Source organism: Hydrogenophaga sedimenti (assembly GCF_051857515.1).
Taxonomy (GTDB): domain Bacteria; phylum Pseudomonadota; class Gammaproteobacteria; order Burkholderiales; family Burkholderiaceae_C; genus Hydrogenophaga.
Genome location: NZ_JBPZHA010000012.1, coordinates 68604 through 83432 on the forward strand (window position 1 = coordinate 68604; position 14829 = coordinate 83432).

General features: G+C 65.5%; 11 protein-coding genes. 2 read left to right on the forward strand and 9 right to left on the reverse strand.

The window, feature by feature from the left end; all coding sequences use genetic code 11:
- Positions 1-2: 2 nt before the first annotated feature.
- From ACS5NL_RS18510 to rfbC, 3 genes are read right to left on the reverse strand one after another with little or no spacing between them, the layout of a single operon-like run.
- Complete coding sequence (locus ACS5NL_RS18510) at positions 3-794, reverse strand: ABC transporter permease (protein WP_439355435.1); 792 nt, start codon at positions 792-794, stop codon at positions 3-5.
- A complete protein-coding gene (locus tag ACS5NL_RS18515) occupies positions 794-2272 on the reverse strand; it encodes a mannose-1-phosphate guanylyltransferase/mannose-6-phosphate isomerase (protein WP_439355436.1) in 1479 nt (492 codons plus the stop codon). Before ACS5NL_RS18515 ends, ACS5NL_RS18510 begins: the two co-directional genes overlap by 1 nt.
- A gap of 8 nt (positions 2273-2280) precedes the next feature.
- Positions 2281-2826 (reverse strand): dTDP-4-dehydrorhamnose 3,5-epimerase, encoded by a 546-nt coding sequence (rfbC, locus tag ACS5NL_RS18520; protein ID WP_439355437.1) that lies wholly within the window; start codon positions 2824-2826, stop codon positions 2281-2283.
- Between the two features lie 195 nt (positions 2827-3021).
- Between rfbC and ACS5NL_RS18525 the strand changes: the two genes are divergently transcribed.
- Complete coding sequence (locus ACS5NL_RS18525) at positions 3022-4020, forward strand: glycosyltransferase family 2 protein (protein WP_439355438.1); 999 nt, start codon at positions 3022-3024, stop codon at positions 4018-4020.
- Between the two features lie 15 nt (positions 4021-4035).
- Positions 4036-4416 (forward strand): DMT family transporter, encoded by a 381-nt coding sequence (locus ACS5NL_RS18530; RefSeq protein WP_439355439.1) that lies wholly within the window; start codon positions 4036-4038, stop codon positions 4414-4416.
- A 28-nt stretch (positions 4417-4444) separates the two neighbouring features.
- On the opposite strand, the gene ACS5NL_RS18535 is transcribed toward ACS5NL_RS18530, so the two are convergent.
- The 6 genes from ACS5NL_RS18535 to ACS5NL_RS18560 all read right to left on the reverse strand — a co-directional run bounded on the left by ACS5NL_RS18535 (position 4445) and on the right by ACS5NL_RS18560 (position 14776).
- Positions 4445-7024, reverse strand: coding sequence for a DUF7657 domain-containing protein (locus tag ACS5NL_RS18535; protein WP_439355441.1), 2580 nt, complete (start codon positions 7022-7024; stop codon positions 4445-4447).
- A 65-nt stretch (positions 7025-7089) separates the two neighbouring features.
- Entirely contained in the window at positions 7090-9228 is a 2139-nt protein-coding gene (locus ACS5NL_RS18540) for a hypothetical protein (protein ID WP_439355443.1), read from the reverse strand.
- 41 nt (positions 9229-9269) lie between these two features.
- Positions 9270-10244 carry a glycosyltransferase family 2 protein gene (locus ACS5NL_RS18545; protein ID WP_439355444.1) on the reverse strand — a complete coding sequence of 325 codons (975 nt, stop codon included), beginning with the start codon at positions 10242-10244 and terminating at the stop codon, positions 9270-9272.
- A gap of 34 nt (positions 10245-10278) precedes the next feature.
- The gene (locus tag ACS5NL_RS18550; protein ID WP_439355445.1) at positions 10279-11277 is read right to left on the reverse strand and encodes a GNAT family N-acetyltransferase; all 999 of its coding nucleotides are present in this window, start codon (positions 11275-11277) and stop codon (positions 10279-10281) included.
- Positions 11274-12173: a glycosyltransferase gene (locus ACS5NL_RS18555; protein WP_439355446.1), complete on the reverse strand. Its 900-nt coding sequence runs from the start codon at positions 12171-12173 to the stop codon at positions 11274-11276. The genes ACS5NL_RS18550 and ACS5NL_RS18555 overlap by 4 nt, the downstream gene beginning before the upstream one ends.
- 8 nt (positions 12174-12181) lie before the next feature.
- Positions 12182-14776, reverse strand: a complete 2595-nt coding sequence (locus ACS5NL_RS18560; RefSeq protein WP_439355447.1) for a DUF7657 domain-containing protein — start codon at positions 14774-14776, stop codon at positions 12182-12184.
- Between the last annotated feature and the right edge of the window lie 53 nt (positions 14777-14829).

Genomic DNA, 14829 nt, shown 5'->3' on the forward strand with positions numbered 1-14829 from the left:
CTTCAAAGCTCGTCGACCATTTCGCCGACATGGCGGCGGAACTGCCAGAGGCCATAGACACACAACAGCGCCGTCAGCAGGGCCACCGGCCAGAGGCTGTACCAGTTGGGCATGCTGGCGTGCAGCAGCACCTGCTGGTATCCCTCGATCACCCGCGCCATCGGGTTGTAGCGCATCAGCGACTGCACACTCTCCGGCAACACGCTGACCGGGTAGACGATCGGAGTGAACCAGAACCAGAAAGACAGGAAGAGCGCGAAGAACTGCCCGACGTCCCGGAAGAAGACGTTGAGCACCCCCAGACTGATGCCGACCCCGATGGCGAACAGCACCTGCAGGATCAGCAAGGGAATGACCGCCAGAATCACCCAACCGGGGAAGTGCCCCGAAATGACGAGAAACAGCAGGAACAGCCCGAAGAGGATGCCGAAATTCACCAGGGAGTTCGCCACCACCACCACCGGCAGGCACAGGCGCGGGAAGCTGAGCTTCTTGATCAGGTTGGCGTTCTCGATGAACATGCCGGTCGCCCGGTTGGTGATCTCGGCGAACAGGCCCCAGGTCAGGATGCCGGCACACAGGTAGATGCTGAACGAGAACTGGTCCTGGGCACCGGGCAGGCGGGTGCGCATCAGGTTGGCGAAGATCACCGTGTAGACAATGATCATCGACAGCGGGTTGACGATGTTCCAGGCCGCGCCGAGCAGCGAATTGCGGTACTTGCTCTGGAACTCCCGCTGGACACTGCCCAGGATGAAGCCCCGGTAGCGCCACAGCGCCATCAATGCATTCATCAGACGCGCCCGTAGGTGTCGGCCAGGCGCACGATGTCGTCCTCGCCCAGATAGTCGCCACACTGCACCTCGACCAGCACCAGTTCGTCGTGGCCGGTGTTGGTCAGTCGGTGCTTCTCCTGCAGCGGGATGTAGCGGTACTCGCCGGGACGGGTCGGGAACTCCTTGTCACCGACCTGCACCAGTCCGCGGCCGTGCACCACCACCCAGTGCTCTGCGCGCTGGTGGTGGTACTGCAGGCTCAGGCTCTGCCCCGGCCTGACCGTGATCCGCTTGACCTTGTATCCCTCTTCTTCCTTGAGCGTGGTGTAGGTGCCCCAGGGCCGGTGAACGATGGCCGGCTGCACCGTGCTCTGGTGCTGGTGGCTGCTGGCGTGGCGCTCCTTGAGCGCATCCACCACCTTCTTGACGTTCTGGGCTTCCTGTTTGCTGGCGACCAGCAAGGCATCGGGCGTGTCCACGATCACCAGATCGGAAACCCCCACCGTGGCCACGACCTTGGGGCCATGGCTGTCCACGTGCACATGGGTGCCGGTGGTCTTGACGGCCACCCAGTCGGTACCGTCGGTCAAGCCCAGCGTGTTGCCGCTGGCATCGGGTGTGTGGGCCTGCGCCACCGCCGGCCACGCACCCACGTCGCTCCAGCCAAAACGGGCAGGCACCAGGACCACGTTGGTGGCCCGCTCCATCACGGCGTAGTCGATGCTGATGTCGGGCTGGCGGCCAAACGCATGGGCCTCGAAGCGGGTCACCATGGGGGCCTTGCTGGATTCCGGCAGAGGCAGCGCCTTGGTTTCGGCGGACGCCATCGCGTGCTGCGCCGCGGCCAGCACGTCGGGTGCATGCTCGGCCAGGGCCTTCAGCAACCCGCCCGCCGTGAAGCAGAACATGCCGCTGTTCCAGTAGAAACGCCCGGTGGACAGGTACTCCTGCGCGGTGGCCAGATCGGGCTTTTCAACGAACTTCAGCACCGGCTGCACCTCGCGGCCGACCTTGGGCACCTCGATGTAGCCAAAACCGGTTTCCGGTCCCGTCGGATGGATGCCGAACACCACCAGGTGGCCCTCCTGCGCCTGCCGCGCGGCTTCCAGCGCATTGGCGACAAAAGTCTCCGTGTCGGGGATCAGGTGGTCGGCCGGCAACACCAGCATCACCACCTCGTCGCCATGCGACTTCTGGCAGGCCAGCGCCGCCAGGGCGATGGCCGGAGCGGTGTTGCGCCCTTTGGGTTCCAGCAGGTAATGCGCGTGGGGCGGATCGGTCATCTCGCCCAGCAGACCCTGGGTCAGGAACAGGTGATCCTGGTTGGTGACGATCATCAGGTCGTCGGTGCCACAGGCCTGGCCGCGGGAAATCGCCTGCTCCAGCAAGGCACTGCCGCCACCGAGTTTCATGAACGGCTTGGGCAGCGCCTGCCTCGACGCGGGCCACAGTCGCGTGCCCGCACCACCGGACAGAACCACAGAAACGATTTTCATCAAAACACTCAATCGTAGATTTCGGCGTTGCGGAAAGCGGTCCCCGCCTGGTCTTTGGCCGAGAGCGCCGGCTGGCCGGCGAACTGCCAGTCGATGGCCAGGTCGGTGTCGTTCCAGAGAATGCTGCGCTCGTGGGCCGGCGCGTAGTAGTCGGTGGTCTTGTAGAGAAACTCGGCGGTCTCGCTCAGCACCACAAAACCGTGTGCGAACCCGGCCGGCACCCACAGCTGCTTCTTGTTTTCTGCGCTCAGGCGTTCGCCCACCCAGCGGCCGAAGGTCGGCGAAGACTTGCGCAGGTCCACAGCCACGTCAAACACCTCGCCCTGAACGACACGCACCAGCTTGCCCTGCGCCTGCTGGATCTGGTAGTGCAGGCCGCGCAGCACGCCCTGCACCGACTTGGAATGGTTGTCCTGGACGAAGTTAACCGGGTATCCCACGGCGGCTTCGAAGCGCGCGTGGTTGAAGCTCTCGAAGAAGAAACCTCGCTCGTCCCCGAACACCTTGGGCTCGAAAACGATGACTTCCGGGATCTGCAGGGGGGTGAAGTTCATTTGGTGGGTGGCCGCGGCGGGTGGTCCGTCCGGCGCAGGTGAGTGGTCTGGCGTCCATGAGGACGGAGCGTCGATGGGTGACAGGCTGCGCGCATTGGAAGCAATCGAGCATTATATGAAGGCAAAAGTGGCACCCGTTGACACACTGTTAAACTAGCGAGCTGCCCCAAAACCACCCGTTCCGCCCTGCCATTCATGAGCCCTGTCAACGCCAAAGTGGGGGTTGTCATTCCAAGCTACCGGGTGACGGCCCACATCCTGGACGTGGTCTCGCGGGTGGGTCCGCGGTGTCATGCGATCTATGTGGTCGACGACGCCTGTCCGGACGGATCGGGCAGATTCGTGCAGGAGCACTGCCGCGACCCGCGGGTCAAGGTGGTCTTCAACGCGGTCAATCTGGGCGTCGGCGGCGCGGTCATGCATGGCTACCGCGCGGCCGTGGACGATGGCTGCGACGTCATCGTGAAGATCGATGGCGACGGCCAGATGGCGCCCGAGCTGCTGCCGCAGTTCATCGACCCCATTCTGGAAGGGTACGCGGACTACACCAAGGGCAACCGCTTCTTTGACCTGAGCGAGATCAGCCAGATGCCGGCGGTGCGCCTGTTCGGCAACGCGGTACTGTCGTTCATGTCCAAGATCTCCAGCGGCTACTGGGACGTGTTCGACCCGACGAACGGCTACACCGCCATCCACGCCCGGATCGTCGAGCACCTGCCTCTGGACAAGATCAGCCGCCGCTACTTCTTCGAAAGCGACATGCTGTTTCGGCTCAACACGCTGCGCTGCGTGGTGCTGGACGTGCCGATGGATGCCAACTACGGCGACGAAGAGAGCAACCTCAAGATCAAGTCGATCGTCTTCGACTTCCTCTTCAAGCACATCCGCAACTTCTTCAAGCGGATCTTCTACAACTACTTCCTGCGCGACCTGTCGCCCGCCTCGCTGGAGTTGCTGGCCGGCCCCCTGCTGCTGTGCATGGGGTCTGTCTACGGCGTGACGCAGTGGCAGTCCTCGGCCCAGCAGAACGTCATGACGGCTCCCGGCACGGTCATGCTGGCCGCATTGCCGGTGCTGATGGGCTTCCAGCTGATCCTGGCCTTTCTCTCGCACGACATGCAGTCGGTTCCCAAGGTGGCCATTCACCAGCGCCTGCACCGCAAGCGCAAGGCACTTTCCCAGACGCCGCTCTGATTTTTCTCTCCCCCCATGCAAGTCATCCTGCTGATCATTCTTGTCACGTCCTTCACCATCACCAGCCAGATGGTGCTGAAGAACGCAGTCAATGCCATTTCGCCCATCCTGAAGAACGAAGGCATCATCCAGTTCCTGATTGCCGCGATTTCCTCTCCCTGGGTGTATGCGGCCCTGACCCTGCAGGTCGGCGGCTACGTGCTCTGGTTCTTCGTGCTGGCACAGGAACGCCTGTCGGTGGCCTTCGCCATCAACGGCTCGTTCTTCTACCTGATGGTGGCCGCGGCCAGCTGGGTGTTCTTCGACGAACGCCTGAACATGTGGCAATGGTTCGGCCTGGTGCTCATCAGCCTGGGCGTGGTGATCCTCAACCTCGCCGACAAGGCCGGAACCTGAGCGTCCGCCTCCCGCTCCCGCGGCATCCTCACTTCAGGCGGAAGTAGCGCACCGCGCCGTCGGAAACCGGTGCCTGCAAAGGCTCCAGGCAAGAGAGTTCCGCGGCCGACGGCGCGTAGGTGTAGGCCACATGCGTCACGCCGGTCGCCCGGATGTGCCGGCCACAGACGTCCAGCGCGATCTGGTAGTGGTCCGGGAACATCAGGTCGAAGGACGGCTCGGCTCCGGCCCGCCCCGAGACGTACTCCACGTGCGCATACCGGTTCCAGATGTCCTGGCCGTTTTTCTGCGGGTCGAGCACATCGAGCACCTGCATCCGCGGCGCGTAGTTGGTGCCGTTGACGACACGCAGTCCCACCGCCTTGAACCCCTGCGCCACCCGCAGGTCGCCGTAGACCGCCCACACACCGCCATCACCGCCAAGCTGGCGCGCGTTGGCAAACACGTCCTTCTGCAGGTAGAGCCGCAGGCCGTTCTGCACCGGGTTGACATGCAGCGGCGGAATGGCCGCCGCCACCATCAGACCCAGGTACAGCCAGCGGTTGCCCCGGTGCACCGCCCAGACCACCGCCGCCACGACCACGGACGCCAGCAGGATCCGGTTGATGTCGAAGAACTCCGGATCGATGGGTGCCAGCGACAGACCGTAGGACAGCACCAGGGCCAACGCCACCAGCGCCAGCAGCCAGCTTGATGGCCGCAGCACGGTCAGCTCGCCGCGCGCCCGTTCGGCCACCATCACGGCCAGCAGCAACGCAGAGGCCACCCCCATGCCGAAGGCACTGTCCCAGGGGTCGGACATGGACCAGCCCAGGTGCGCCAGCCCCAGGCGGACCGCCTGCGGCAGGGGCACGGAAGCCCAGCACAACACCAGCAGGCAGTAGGCCAGCAACGAAGCCTTGACCCGGTACGACGGCTTCAGCCAGTGCCACACCGGCACGATCAGCAACACCAGCGGAAACAGCACCCAGAAGCGGCTGGCCTTGGTCTGGTTGGTGGGCGGGAACGGCACCGGCCACTCTTCGATCTTCCAAGACTCGAAGATGCCATGGAAGTCCAGGTACAGTGGCAGATCGCCCCCCAGGAAGAAGCGCTTGCCCGGGTAGACCGTGTTCATCATCAGCCGCACGGTGTCGGCCGTCGCCGCATACCAGACCGACACCAGCCAGCCCATCAGACCGAGCGCCATCGCCACCATGACCAGGCGGGGCCGCCAGCGCACCAGGATGCCCGCCAGGGCGCCAGGGCGCAGCAACAGGCCGCCCGTCAGGAACACCGCCAGATAACCCAGCGGCAGCAGGTGCGGCGGGTACAGGTGCATCAGCAGGTTGGGCACCACCAGCGCCACCGACACGGCACCGAACACCATGCCCCCGGTCTTGCGCGCCCACAGCAGGTACGTCGCGCCCACCACCGCCACGCTCAGCCCGATGATCATTTCCGGCGCAAACCCGGAGAACCACCACTGGACCGTGGACGAGCCGAACAAAGCGACCGCGCCCGCCAGCGACACCAGCACATCGCCCCGCGTCAGCGCCAGCAGCAGGGTGAACACCGCCGCGATCATGCCGAAGGTCTTGAACGCCCAGTACCAGGAATAGCCGTGCTCGACGTCCAGCAGTTCGAAACCCCAGTACTTGGGTTGCGCCAGCATCAGGGGACCGTCGACCGGGACCCCGGCCAGGATGGTCGCGGCGGGCGCGCCCATGTTCGGGTTGTCCACCCGCATGCCGGTCTGCACCTGGTTGAGCATCCAGGGGGTCAACACGTCCCACTCGTCGCTGCGGATCTCCTTGGGGTAACCCAGCGAGATGGAGCGCTCCGCGGGCCTGGTGCTGTAGATCTCGTCCCACACCCCGATCGAGGACTGGTACAGACCCAGCGCCACCCAGATCCCCGAGAGCACCAGCAGCAGCGCGTAGACCATCACCGCCCAGGCCGAAAAGACGATGGTGGCTTCATCGCTGAGCCAGTTCGCCACCCGCGCAGCCCCACCATGCACGGCCCGCCCGAGGACCGACAGACGGACCTTCAGCAGGTCCAGCACGATCACCAGCAGACACAGGCCCGCCAGCGCCGAGAACACCTCCACCCGCAGCGTCTTGCGGTCCGGGTCGGGTTGCGACACCAGTTCCGGCGGCACCACCAGCCCGACCTTGGCGTCCACACCGGTCGACAGGAACGACAGCCGCTGCGGGCTGGCGCTTTGCAGCTCCAGCTGGTCCAGCGTCGGTGCCTGGGCCAGCAGCGCATCGCCCCGGTAGTCGACCCTGGCCGCCGGCCCCTGCATGGACAGGGAGTGCCACTCCAGCGCGCCCGCGCGATCCACCGGGTCCAGCCGCAGGGCCTTGACCGGCTTGCGCGAATAGACGCGCCCCAGGAAGCTCTGCTGCCCGGCCTCGAAGATCCGGACCATGCCGACGATGTTCTGCGGGAAGAAGCTCTTGCCGTCCAGCGAGAAGTAGATCTGGGCCGAGCTTCCGACGGGGGTTTCAGCCTGGAGTTCGACATCCAGCACATAGCGGTTGGGCAGCGCCCGGTGGGCCGCCGTCGCCAGCAGGGCAAACACCAGCAGCGTCAGCAGCGCGCGCACCCAGGTGCGCGCCATGAGCGCCGACCACAGCCTCGCCGGACGAGCCAGAAAACCACCAAACCGATCCATGCCAATGTCTTTCAATGTGCTCCTGGGACCGCCTGCACCGCAGCCGGTTCCCGCAGCCTGAGCAGATACGCCCCACCCTCGTTCAGCACCACCTGCTCGGTGCCGATCAGCGTCTCCATGCCGGCCAGGCAGGCCTGCGAGCGCTCGGACGGCAGGTACACGTAGGCGATGCCCTTGGACTGGAGCCAGCCGCGGTCCAGCCGTTCACAGACATGCGCCAGGTACGCGGCGGTGCCGTACTCCGCATCGCCCTGAAAGTAATAGAAGGCGGCGGGCAGCACCTTGAAGTAAGGCAACACCCGTGCGGAAGACACCGGAAAAATCCAGGTTTCCAGCTCCATTCTGGCCACCGCGTTCGGAATCAGCACCCTGGGTGGCTTGCCGGACGCCGCCGCCAGTTCGCCACCGGCCACCAGTTGCTCGAACTTGCGCAACAGCACCAGGTCATCGTCTTCGATGCAGCCGAGGGCTCCGCAGTCGTCCCGCCGCGGCTCCAGCACCATCGGCTGCGCACTGCGCACCAGCCACGCAGCCGGCAGCGCCAGACAGATGCCGGCCAGCACCAGCCACACCACATGGCGCCCGGCCCGCATCAGGGTGACCAGCACGGCAGCGGCCATGAAGATCAGCAGCAGGGCCTTGTACTGCGCCAGATTGAAGAAGATGTAGGGCGCCAGCAGGAAGGTGCGGATGTCGGTCGCCAGCGCCTGCGTGAAGGCATGGACTCCGTACATCGACAGCAGCAGCGCCAGCAGCGACAGGAACGCCGCCCTGGAGATCCTGGTCCTGGGCGACAGCCCGAACAGGCAGGCCGCATAGAACACCAGCAGGGACAGGAAGACCTTCCACTGCTGTTCGGTCAGCAACACCGACAGCTGTTGGAAAAATGCCGGATAGCCGTGCTGCAAAAAACCGACCGTGCCGCGCACGATGGCGGGCAAGGTCTTGATCGTCAGCGCGTCGCCGTAGATGACGGTGTCGGTGCGTGCGCCCTGCGTGTAACCCACCATCTTCTGATAGAAGGGGTCGAGCACACCCAGCGCCAGGCCGCCCAGCAGGACCAGCAACAGGCTCCAGCTCCTGCGGCCGGTGAAGAAACCGTACACCGCCAGCGCCACCAGCACGCAGGCGGGCAAGGCCGCGTGGGCCGGGTTCAGCACCATCAGCACAAAGAACGCAAGCACGGGCAGCACCAGCCAGCGCCAGGCACCCGCACCGGGTTCGCGCACGCTGGCGATCACCCAGGCCAGCAACAGCGCCACCACCAGGATGCCCATCTGCCGCGCACCACTTTCCATGTGCGCGTACTGCACAAACAGCGGAAACAGGAAGCCGCCCACGGTCATGCCCAGCGAGCACAGCAGCAGGATGACGCGGTGGGACGTCTTCACCAGCCCCGGCATGAGCTGTTCCACCACCACAAAGCCCGCCACCACCTGGAACAGGATCGGCAAGGCCGTCAGCAGGTTGCGCAGATCCAGGCCGCTGAGCTGCCGCCACACGAAGAGCATCACGCCCGAGCCCGCCGGATAGTTGAAGGCCTGGTCGCCCCAGTCGCGCTGGTGGTAGGGAACGCCGCCAAAGCGCTCGACCTGCAGGCCGAAGAACACGTGGAAATCGGGGTCGCTGGAGAGCAGGACGGTGCGCGGCAGCTCCCGGTCCGCGATCACGACGCAGACCACCGCGAGCAACACCAGCTCCAGCACCAGGCGCCAGACATCCTGCCCGCGGTCCCCACCGGACGACCACCGCTGGCGGGCGCCGCGCAGCGCCAGGACGCCCGCGACCAGGACCAGGCCCACCAGCTCCCAGCGCGACACCGGAACATCGCGCACGAACTGGCTGAACAGCGACCGGACATACACGTAGGCCATCAGCAGGACGAGCCCGGTGGCCATCGACGTGAACAACGGAAATCCGGGACCGTCGCTGTCCCGGGGCCACACCTGTCGCAGAAACACCCAGCCCGGCAGCGCCAGCGCGACACCGGCCAGCAGCAGGGCCGCGCCGAAGCGGTAGCCCCACGGATGGCAGACCAGATTGTCGCAGCCGAAGGACAGCGTCCGCAACAGCAGCAGCGCCAGCAGAAACAGTGCGCCGGCGGTCAGCCCCGCCCGGACGGCAGACCGCGCAAGCCCCGGGGCGCTCATGACCCGCGGGCCAGGGGACAGGGGGTGCGTCCGCGCATCGCTCAGCGCTGGTCCTGGTTCAGCAGCTGGCGCTCGAAGTTGCGCCGGTCCTGGTGCGCGATCGAGTCGAGCAGCAGGGCAATGGCAAACACGACCGCGGCCACGATTTCCAGCCCGGTCGCCAGGATGGCCAGCGGCACATGCAGGATGTAGCGGTACTCCAGGAACTCCAGCAGCACCGGCAGACCGGCCAGCAGCCCTGCCAGCGCCATCAGGCAGCCGACCGCGCCGAAAAAGAGCATCGGGCGGTAGTAGCGCAGGATGTTGCCGATGGTGAACAGCACCTTGAGCCCGTCGCTGAAGGTGTTGAGCTTGGACACGCTGCCATCGGGCCGGTCCTTGTAGTTCACCGGCAGCTCGATGATGCGAAAGCGCTTGTCCAGCGCGTGCAGCGTCATGTCGGTCTCGATCTCGAAACCCTCGACGAGGATCGGGTAGTTCTTGACGAAACGCCGGCTGAAGATCCGGTAGCCGCTCATGATGTCGGCCAGCTTGCTGCGGAACAGCACGTTGACCAGATCGCGCACGATCTTGTTGCCAAAACCGTGGAAGGCGCGCTTGTTCTCGGCCGCGTAGTGGCCGGCCGAGTGGCGGTCACCCACCACCATGTCGGCGTTGCCCGAGACCACCGGCTCCATCAGGCGCACGACCTCGCTGGCCGGATAGGTCATGTCCGCATCGGCCAGGATGTAGACATCGGCGTCGATCTCCAGGAAGCCGCGCCGCACCGCGTTGCCCTTGCCCGGACGCATCTCGTTGATCACGCCACCACGGCAGCCCAGCGATGCGATCGTCTCGCGCGCAATCGTCTCGGTCCGGTCGGCCGAACGGTTGTTGATCACCCAGATGCTGGCCTCGGGCAGTGCCGAATGAAAGTCGCGGACCGTCGCCTCGATGGTCAGCTCTTCGTTGTAGGCCGGCAAGACGATGGCCACGTCGTTGCGCACGGCGGGGGGGCTGTTCAGAGAATCCTGCATTCACGTCACCTCAGTTCAAATCCGCACCGGCCCATCAGAGGTCCGGCAGAAAACGGCACAGTCGCGGCCCCACGGCATCGACCAGCATGCGCGGCAAGCGCTTCCACACATTGGCCGCCAGCGTGTACTTCGAATACACGTCCGACTGGCTCGAAGACAGGGTCAACACCCGCACCGGCTCGGCGCCCCACTCTTCCTTGAACACGAAGGTTGGTGCCTGATAGCCCGAACGACCGAAGTCGAACACCGGCCGGCCGGCCTCCAGCGACATCCGAATCGCGTGCCAGTACAGGATGTGGTTGGGACTGACGTTGCGGTATTCCATCAGCGACCCGGCCCACGGCACCCAGGCCACCGTCTCGTCCAGCACCAGGCAGACACCGGACACCGGCTTGCCGTCCAGGTAGCCCACCAAGTAGCGGGTGTCGACGTGTTTGGGCAGCAGCGAGAACAGGCGGCGCGCGAACACCGGCGTGCCGAACCGGTGCATGGTCGTGCCCCAGACCCGGTAGAAATCGTCGATCAGGTCTTCTTCCACCCCGACGCGGATCTGGATGCCCGACTTCTCCGACTTGCGGATGTGGTTGCGGCACTTGGACGGGATGATGCCGTTGAAGACCTCGTCCTCGGAACCCGAGGCCAGGTTCAGGCGCATCGTCACCGTCTCGTTCGGCTGGAACGAAGTGACCTCACCATCGAGCACACGGATCTGGAAACTGCCGCCGCCCAGCCGACCCTGGAGCGCCCGGGCCTCGGTCATCGACAGCTCGGAATAGCTCAGCAGCGGCACATGCACCGCCGTACGCCCACCGGTGACACCCGGCACGAGCAGCACGCCCTCGCGCTGCTGGTAGCCATACAGCTCGACCAGCATGTTGCGCCAGCGCGCCACGAAATCGGCACTGTGCAGCGCCGTCGACACCTGCGACTCGGGCACCACATCGCCCTGGGTCTGCGAACGGTGCCGCGCCGCCCGGGAACGCACGTTCCGGGGCGGAGGCAGCGGCGGCAACTCGGTCACGGCGCCGTTCACGGACCCACCCGGTTGAAGATGTGCTCCAGCTGGATCGGCACCGACGACCAGCGCCGCTGCACGATGGCATTGCACAGGATCCACAGCGCATTGCCACGCGAAGTCAGGTGCCAGCGCGCCGCGCGCTCGGCCTTCCGCCAGCCGGCCTTCTCGGCCTGCGCCCGCGCGATCGCGAAGTACTGGCGCTCTTCCTTGAAGCGGCGGCCGTCGAACAGGCTGTTGGTCGAGGCGCTGTTGGAGTGGCGGCGGTAGGAGAAACACACCGTCGGGTCGACCAGCAGCGACTCGCCGGCAAACACCAGCTCCAGCACGAAGGCCAGGTCGTGCGTGATCTTGAGCTCGGGGTTGAATTGCGCCTTGTGCAGCCGGTCGGCGCGGAAGGTCAGCGCCGGCCAGTACATCCAGTCGCCCACCAGCAGGTTGGTCGCCAGCGACTCGCCGCGAAGCAGCTGCGGCTCCTTGCTCTGCGGCATGACCAGCTTCGTCTTGGCCCAGTCGGTCAGGGTCGAGACCACCGTGCCGTTTTCGTCGATGGTCTGCGTGCCGGGATGGATCACCGCGGCGTCGGGAAACTTCTCGTGCGCCTTGAGCACCGTGCTCACGTAGTTGGGCAGCAGCACGTCGTCGCAGCCCAGCCACATCACCAGCTCGCGCGTGGCCATGGTCAGCATCTTCTGGTAGTTGCCGACGATGCCCAGGTTCTTTTCGTTGCGCAGGTATTTGACCCGGGGATGGTTCAGGGTCTTCATCCAGTCGCCGATGGCCGGATCGGAATAGCAGTCGTCCAGCACGGTCAGGAACCAGCGGTCGCAGTCCTGCGCCAGCACGCTTTCCACGGTCTCCCGCATCAGGCGCGGATCGCCCCAGTAGGGAACCAGAATGTCCAGAGAAGTCAAGATTGTCCTCAGTTCAACGCCCGCAGGCGGTACAGACTCTCGCCGCTGAAGTCGTTGACGATCAACGGCTCCATGCAGGCTTGTTCGCGCGCGCTCGGCGCGTAGGTGTAGGCCACGTGGGTCACGCCCGCGGCGCGGATGTGCGGGCCACAGACGTCCAGGAAGATCTGGTAATGGTCGGCGTACTTCAGCTCGAACCGGGGCTTCTTGCCTTCCTCGCCACTGACCAGTTCGACGTGCGCATAACGGTTCCAGACTTCCTTGTACTGCCCGTCCGGATCAAGCTGGTCGAGCAGATCGGCCCGCGGGGAATAGTAGGTGCCGTTGATCACATGCAGGCCCAGCGAGCGGTAGCCCTGTGCCAGCCGGAGATTGCCGAACACCGCCCACTTGTCGTGCGTTTCCCCACCGAACTGCCGGGCCAGCTGGAAGCTGCGCTTGTTCAGGTAAGGCCCCAAACCGTTCTGGACCGGGTTGACGTACATGGTCGGCAGAGCAATCAACACCATCAGCGCCAGATACATCCAGCGCAGCCCACGGTGCACCGCGTACACCAGCAGCCCGACCACCGACGCTCCCAGCGCGATCCGGCCATTGGAGAAAAACACCGGATCGTGTGTCGCCAGGTACTTGCCGTAAGCGGCCACCACCAGCGCCAGGGCGAGCGCGAGCAAGACCGACGGCACCTTCACCAGCTTGAGTTCGCCACGCGCCGTCGCCGACGCCAGCAGGGCCATCATCAAGGCCGAGGCCACCGCAAAGCCGATCTGGGTGCGCGAAGCCGGCACCAGCGACCAGCCCAGGCCCGAGAGAAGCGTCTTCACCGCATGCGGCAGCGGCAGACAGGTCCAGGCCAGCAACAGCAGGCAGTAGGCCATCAGCAGCGTCACGATCCGCAGCGTCGGCTGCCGCCAGCGTTGCCAGGGCACCATGAACGCCACCAGCGGGAACAGGATCCAGAAGGTGCTGGCTTCCGAGGGGTTGACCGGCGGGAACGGAATGACCGAGTCGTCGATCTTCCAGGACTCGAACACGCCGTAGAAGATCGCGTACCAGGGGTAGTCGCCGCCCAGGTTGACGCGCTTGCCCGGATAGGCCGTGTTCATCATCACCTGGGCCGCATCGCGCACCTGCCCGTACCAGGAACCCGCGAGCAGCGCCACGATCAGCACCGACAGGCCCATGAACATCCAGCGGTGCGGCTGGCGGAAGCGGAAATTCTCCAGCGCAGCCTTGTGGCCCAGCAGCCCCACCAGCAGGAACGCCGCCAGATACCCCATCTGCAGCAGGAACGGCGGATAGAGCTGCAGCAGCAGGTTGGGCACCGACAGCGCCGCCAGCACCGCCCCCACCGCCATGGCCTTGGCGCTGCGCGCCTGCAGCAGGTACACCGTGCCCACCACCGACATCACGAAGCCGGAAATCACCTCTGAGGGCACGCTGGAAGCCCACCACTGGACGTAGGACGCGCCAAACATGCCCAGCGCCCCCGCCAGCGAGACAACCGTGTCGCCCCGGGTCAGCAGCAACAGCAAGGTGAAGAACGCCGCAATGAGGCCGAAGGACTTGTAGGCCCAGTACCAGGAGAAGCCGCGCTCGATGTCCAGCAGCACGAAGCCCCAGTACTTGGGCTGCGCCACCATCACCGGGGACAGGACCGGCGCCCCCGCCAGCATGGGCGAGCCGGGCGCACCGATGTTGGCGTTGTCGTTCTTCATCCCCGTCTGGGCCTGGTTCAGGATCCAGGGCGTCAGCGTCCCCCATTCGTCGCTGCGGATGGGTTTGGGCGAGCCCAGACTCACCGCACGCTCCACGTATTCGGGCGGGTACATGCCGTCCCACAGGCCGATCGACGACTGGTGCAGCTTGGCCCCGACCCAGACACCGGCCAGCAGCAGCAGCACGGCATAGACACCGATGGCCGACGCCGGAACCGTCAGCACCGAAGGATCACTCACCGCCTTCGCGATCCGCGCCAGACCGGCATCGACGGCACGGCGGAACCGCTGATCCGGGCGGAACAGCCGGAGCAGCAGTTCCAGCAGCACGCCCACCAGCAGGCTCCCGGCCAGCGCCTTCAGCCAAGGCAGCGCGCGCTGGCCCCACGACAGGTGCATCAGCCCATCCGGCACATCGATCAGCAGCTTGGAGTCGATGCCCGTGGCTTCCAGCCGCAGCCCGGCGCCGTCCGAGGACACGATCTTCAGCTGGTCCAGATGCTGCAACAGGCCCTGCAGCTCGGTCCCGTGGCGTGTCCAGGTGCCGGAGTTGCCATGCAGGGTCATGCCGGACCAGGTCAGGGACCCCACCTCGTTCAGCGGGTCGATGCGGAGGGTCTTGACCGGCTTGGCGGTGCGCAGCGGAAAGACGATGGCCATGCGGCCGTCGACCATCTTGTGCGACATGATCTGGCTGTTCTCGGGGTAGTACGAGAGACCGTCGAACGAATAGAAGACCTGCGCGGTGGCGGTCACGGGAATGCTGGCATCCAGCACCACATCCAGCTGGTAGGGCTTGGAGCGCACGCCCAGATTGAACGTCAGCAGCCCGCTGATGAGCACCAGCCGGAGCACCCGGAGCGCGCCCCGCCAGCGGGGCAGCACCGACAGGCACCACGCCAGAAATGCTTCAGGGCGCAATAACGGAGAAAGCGGGC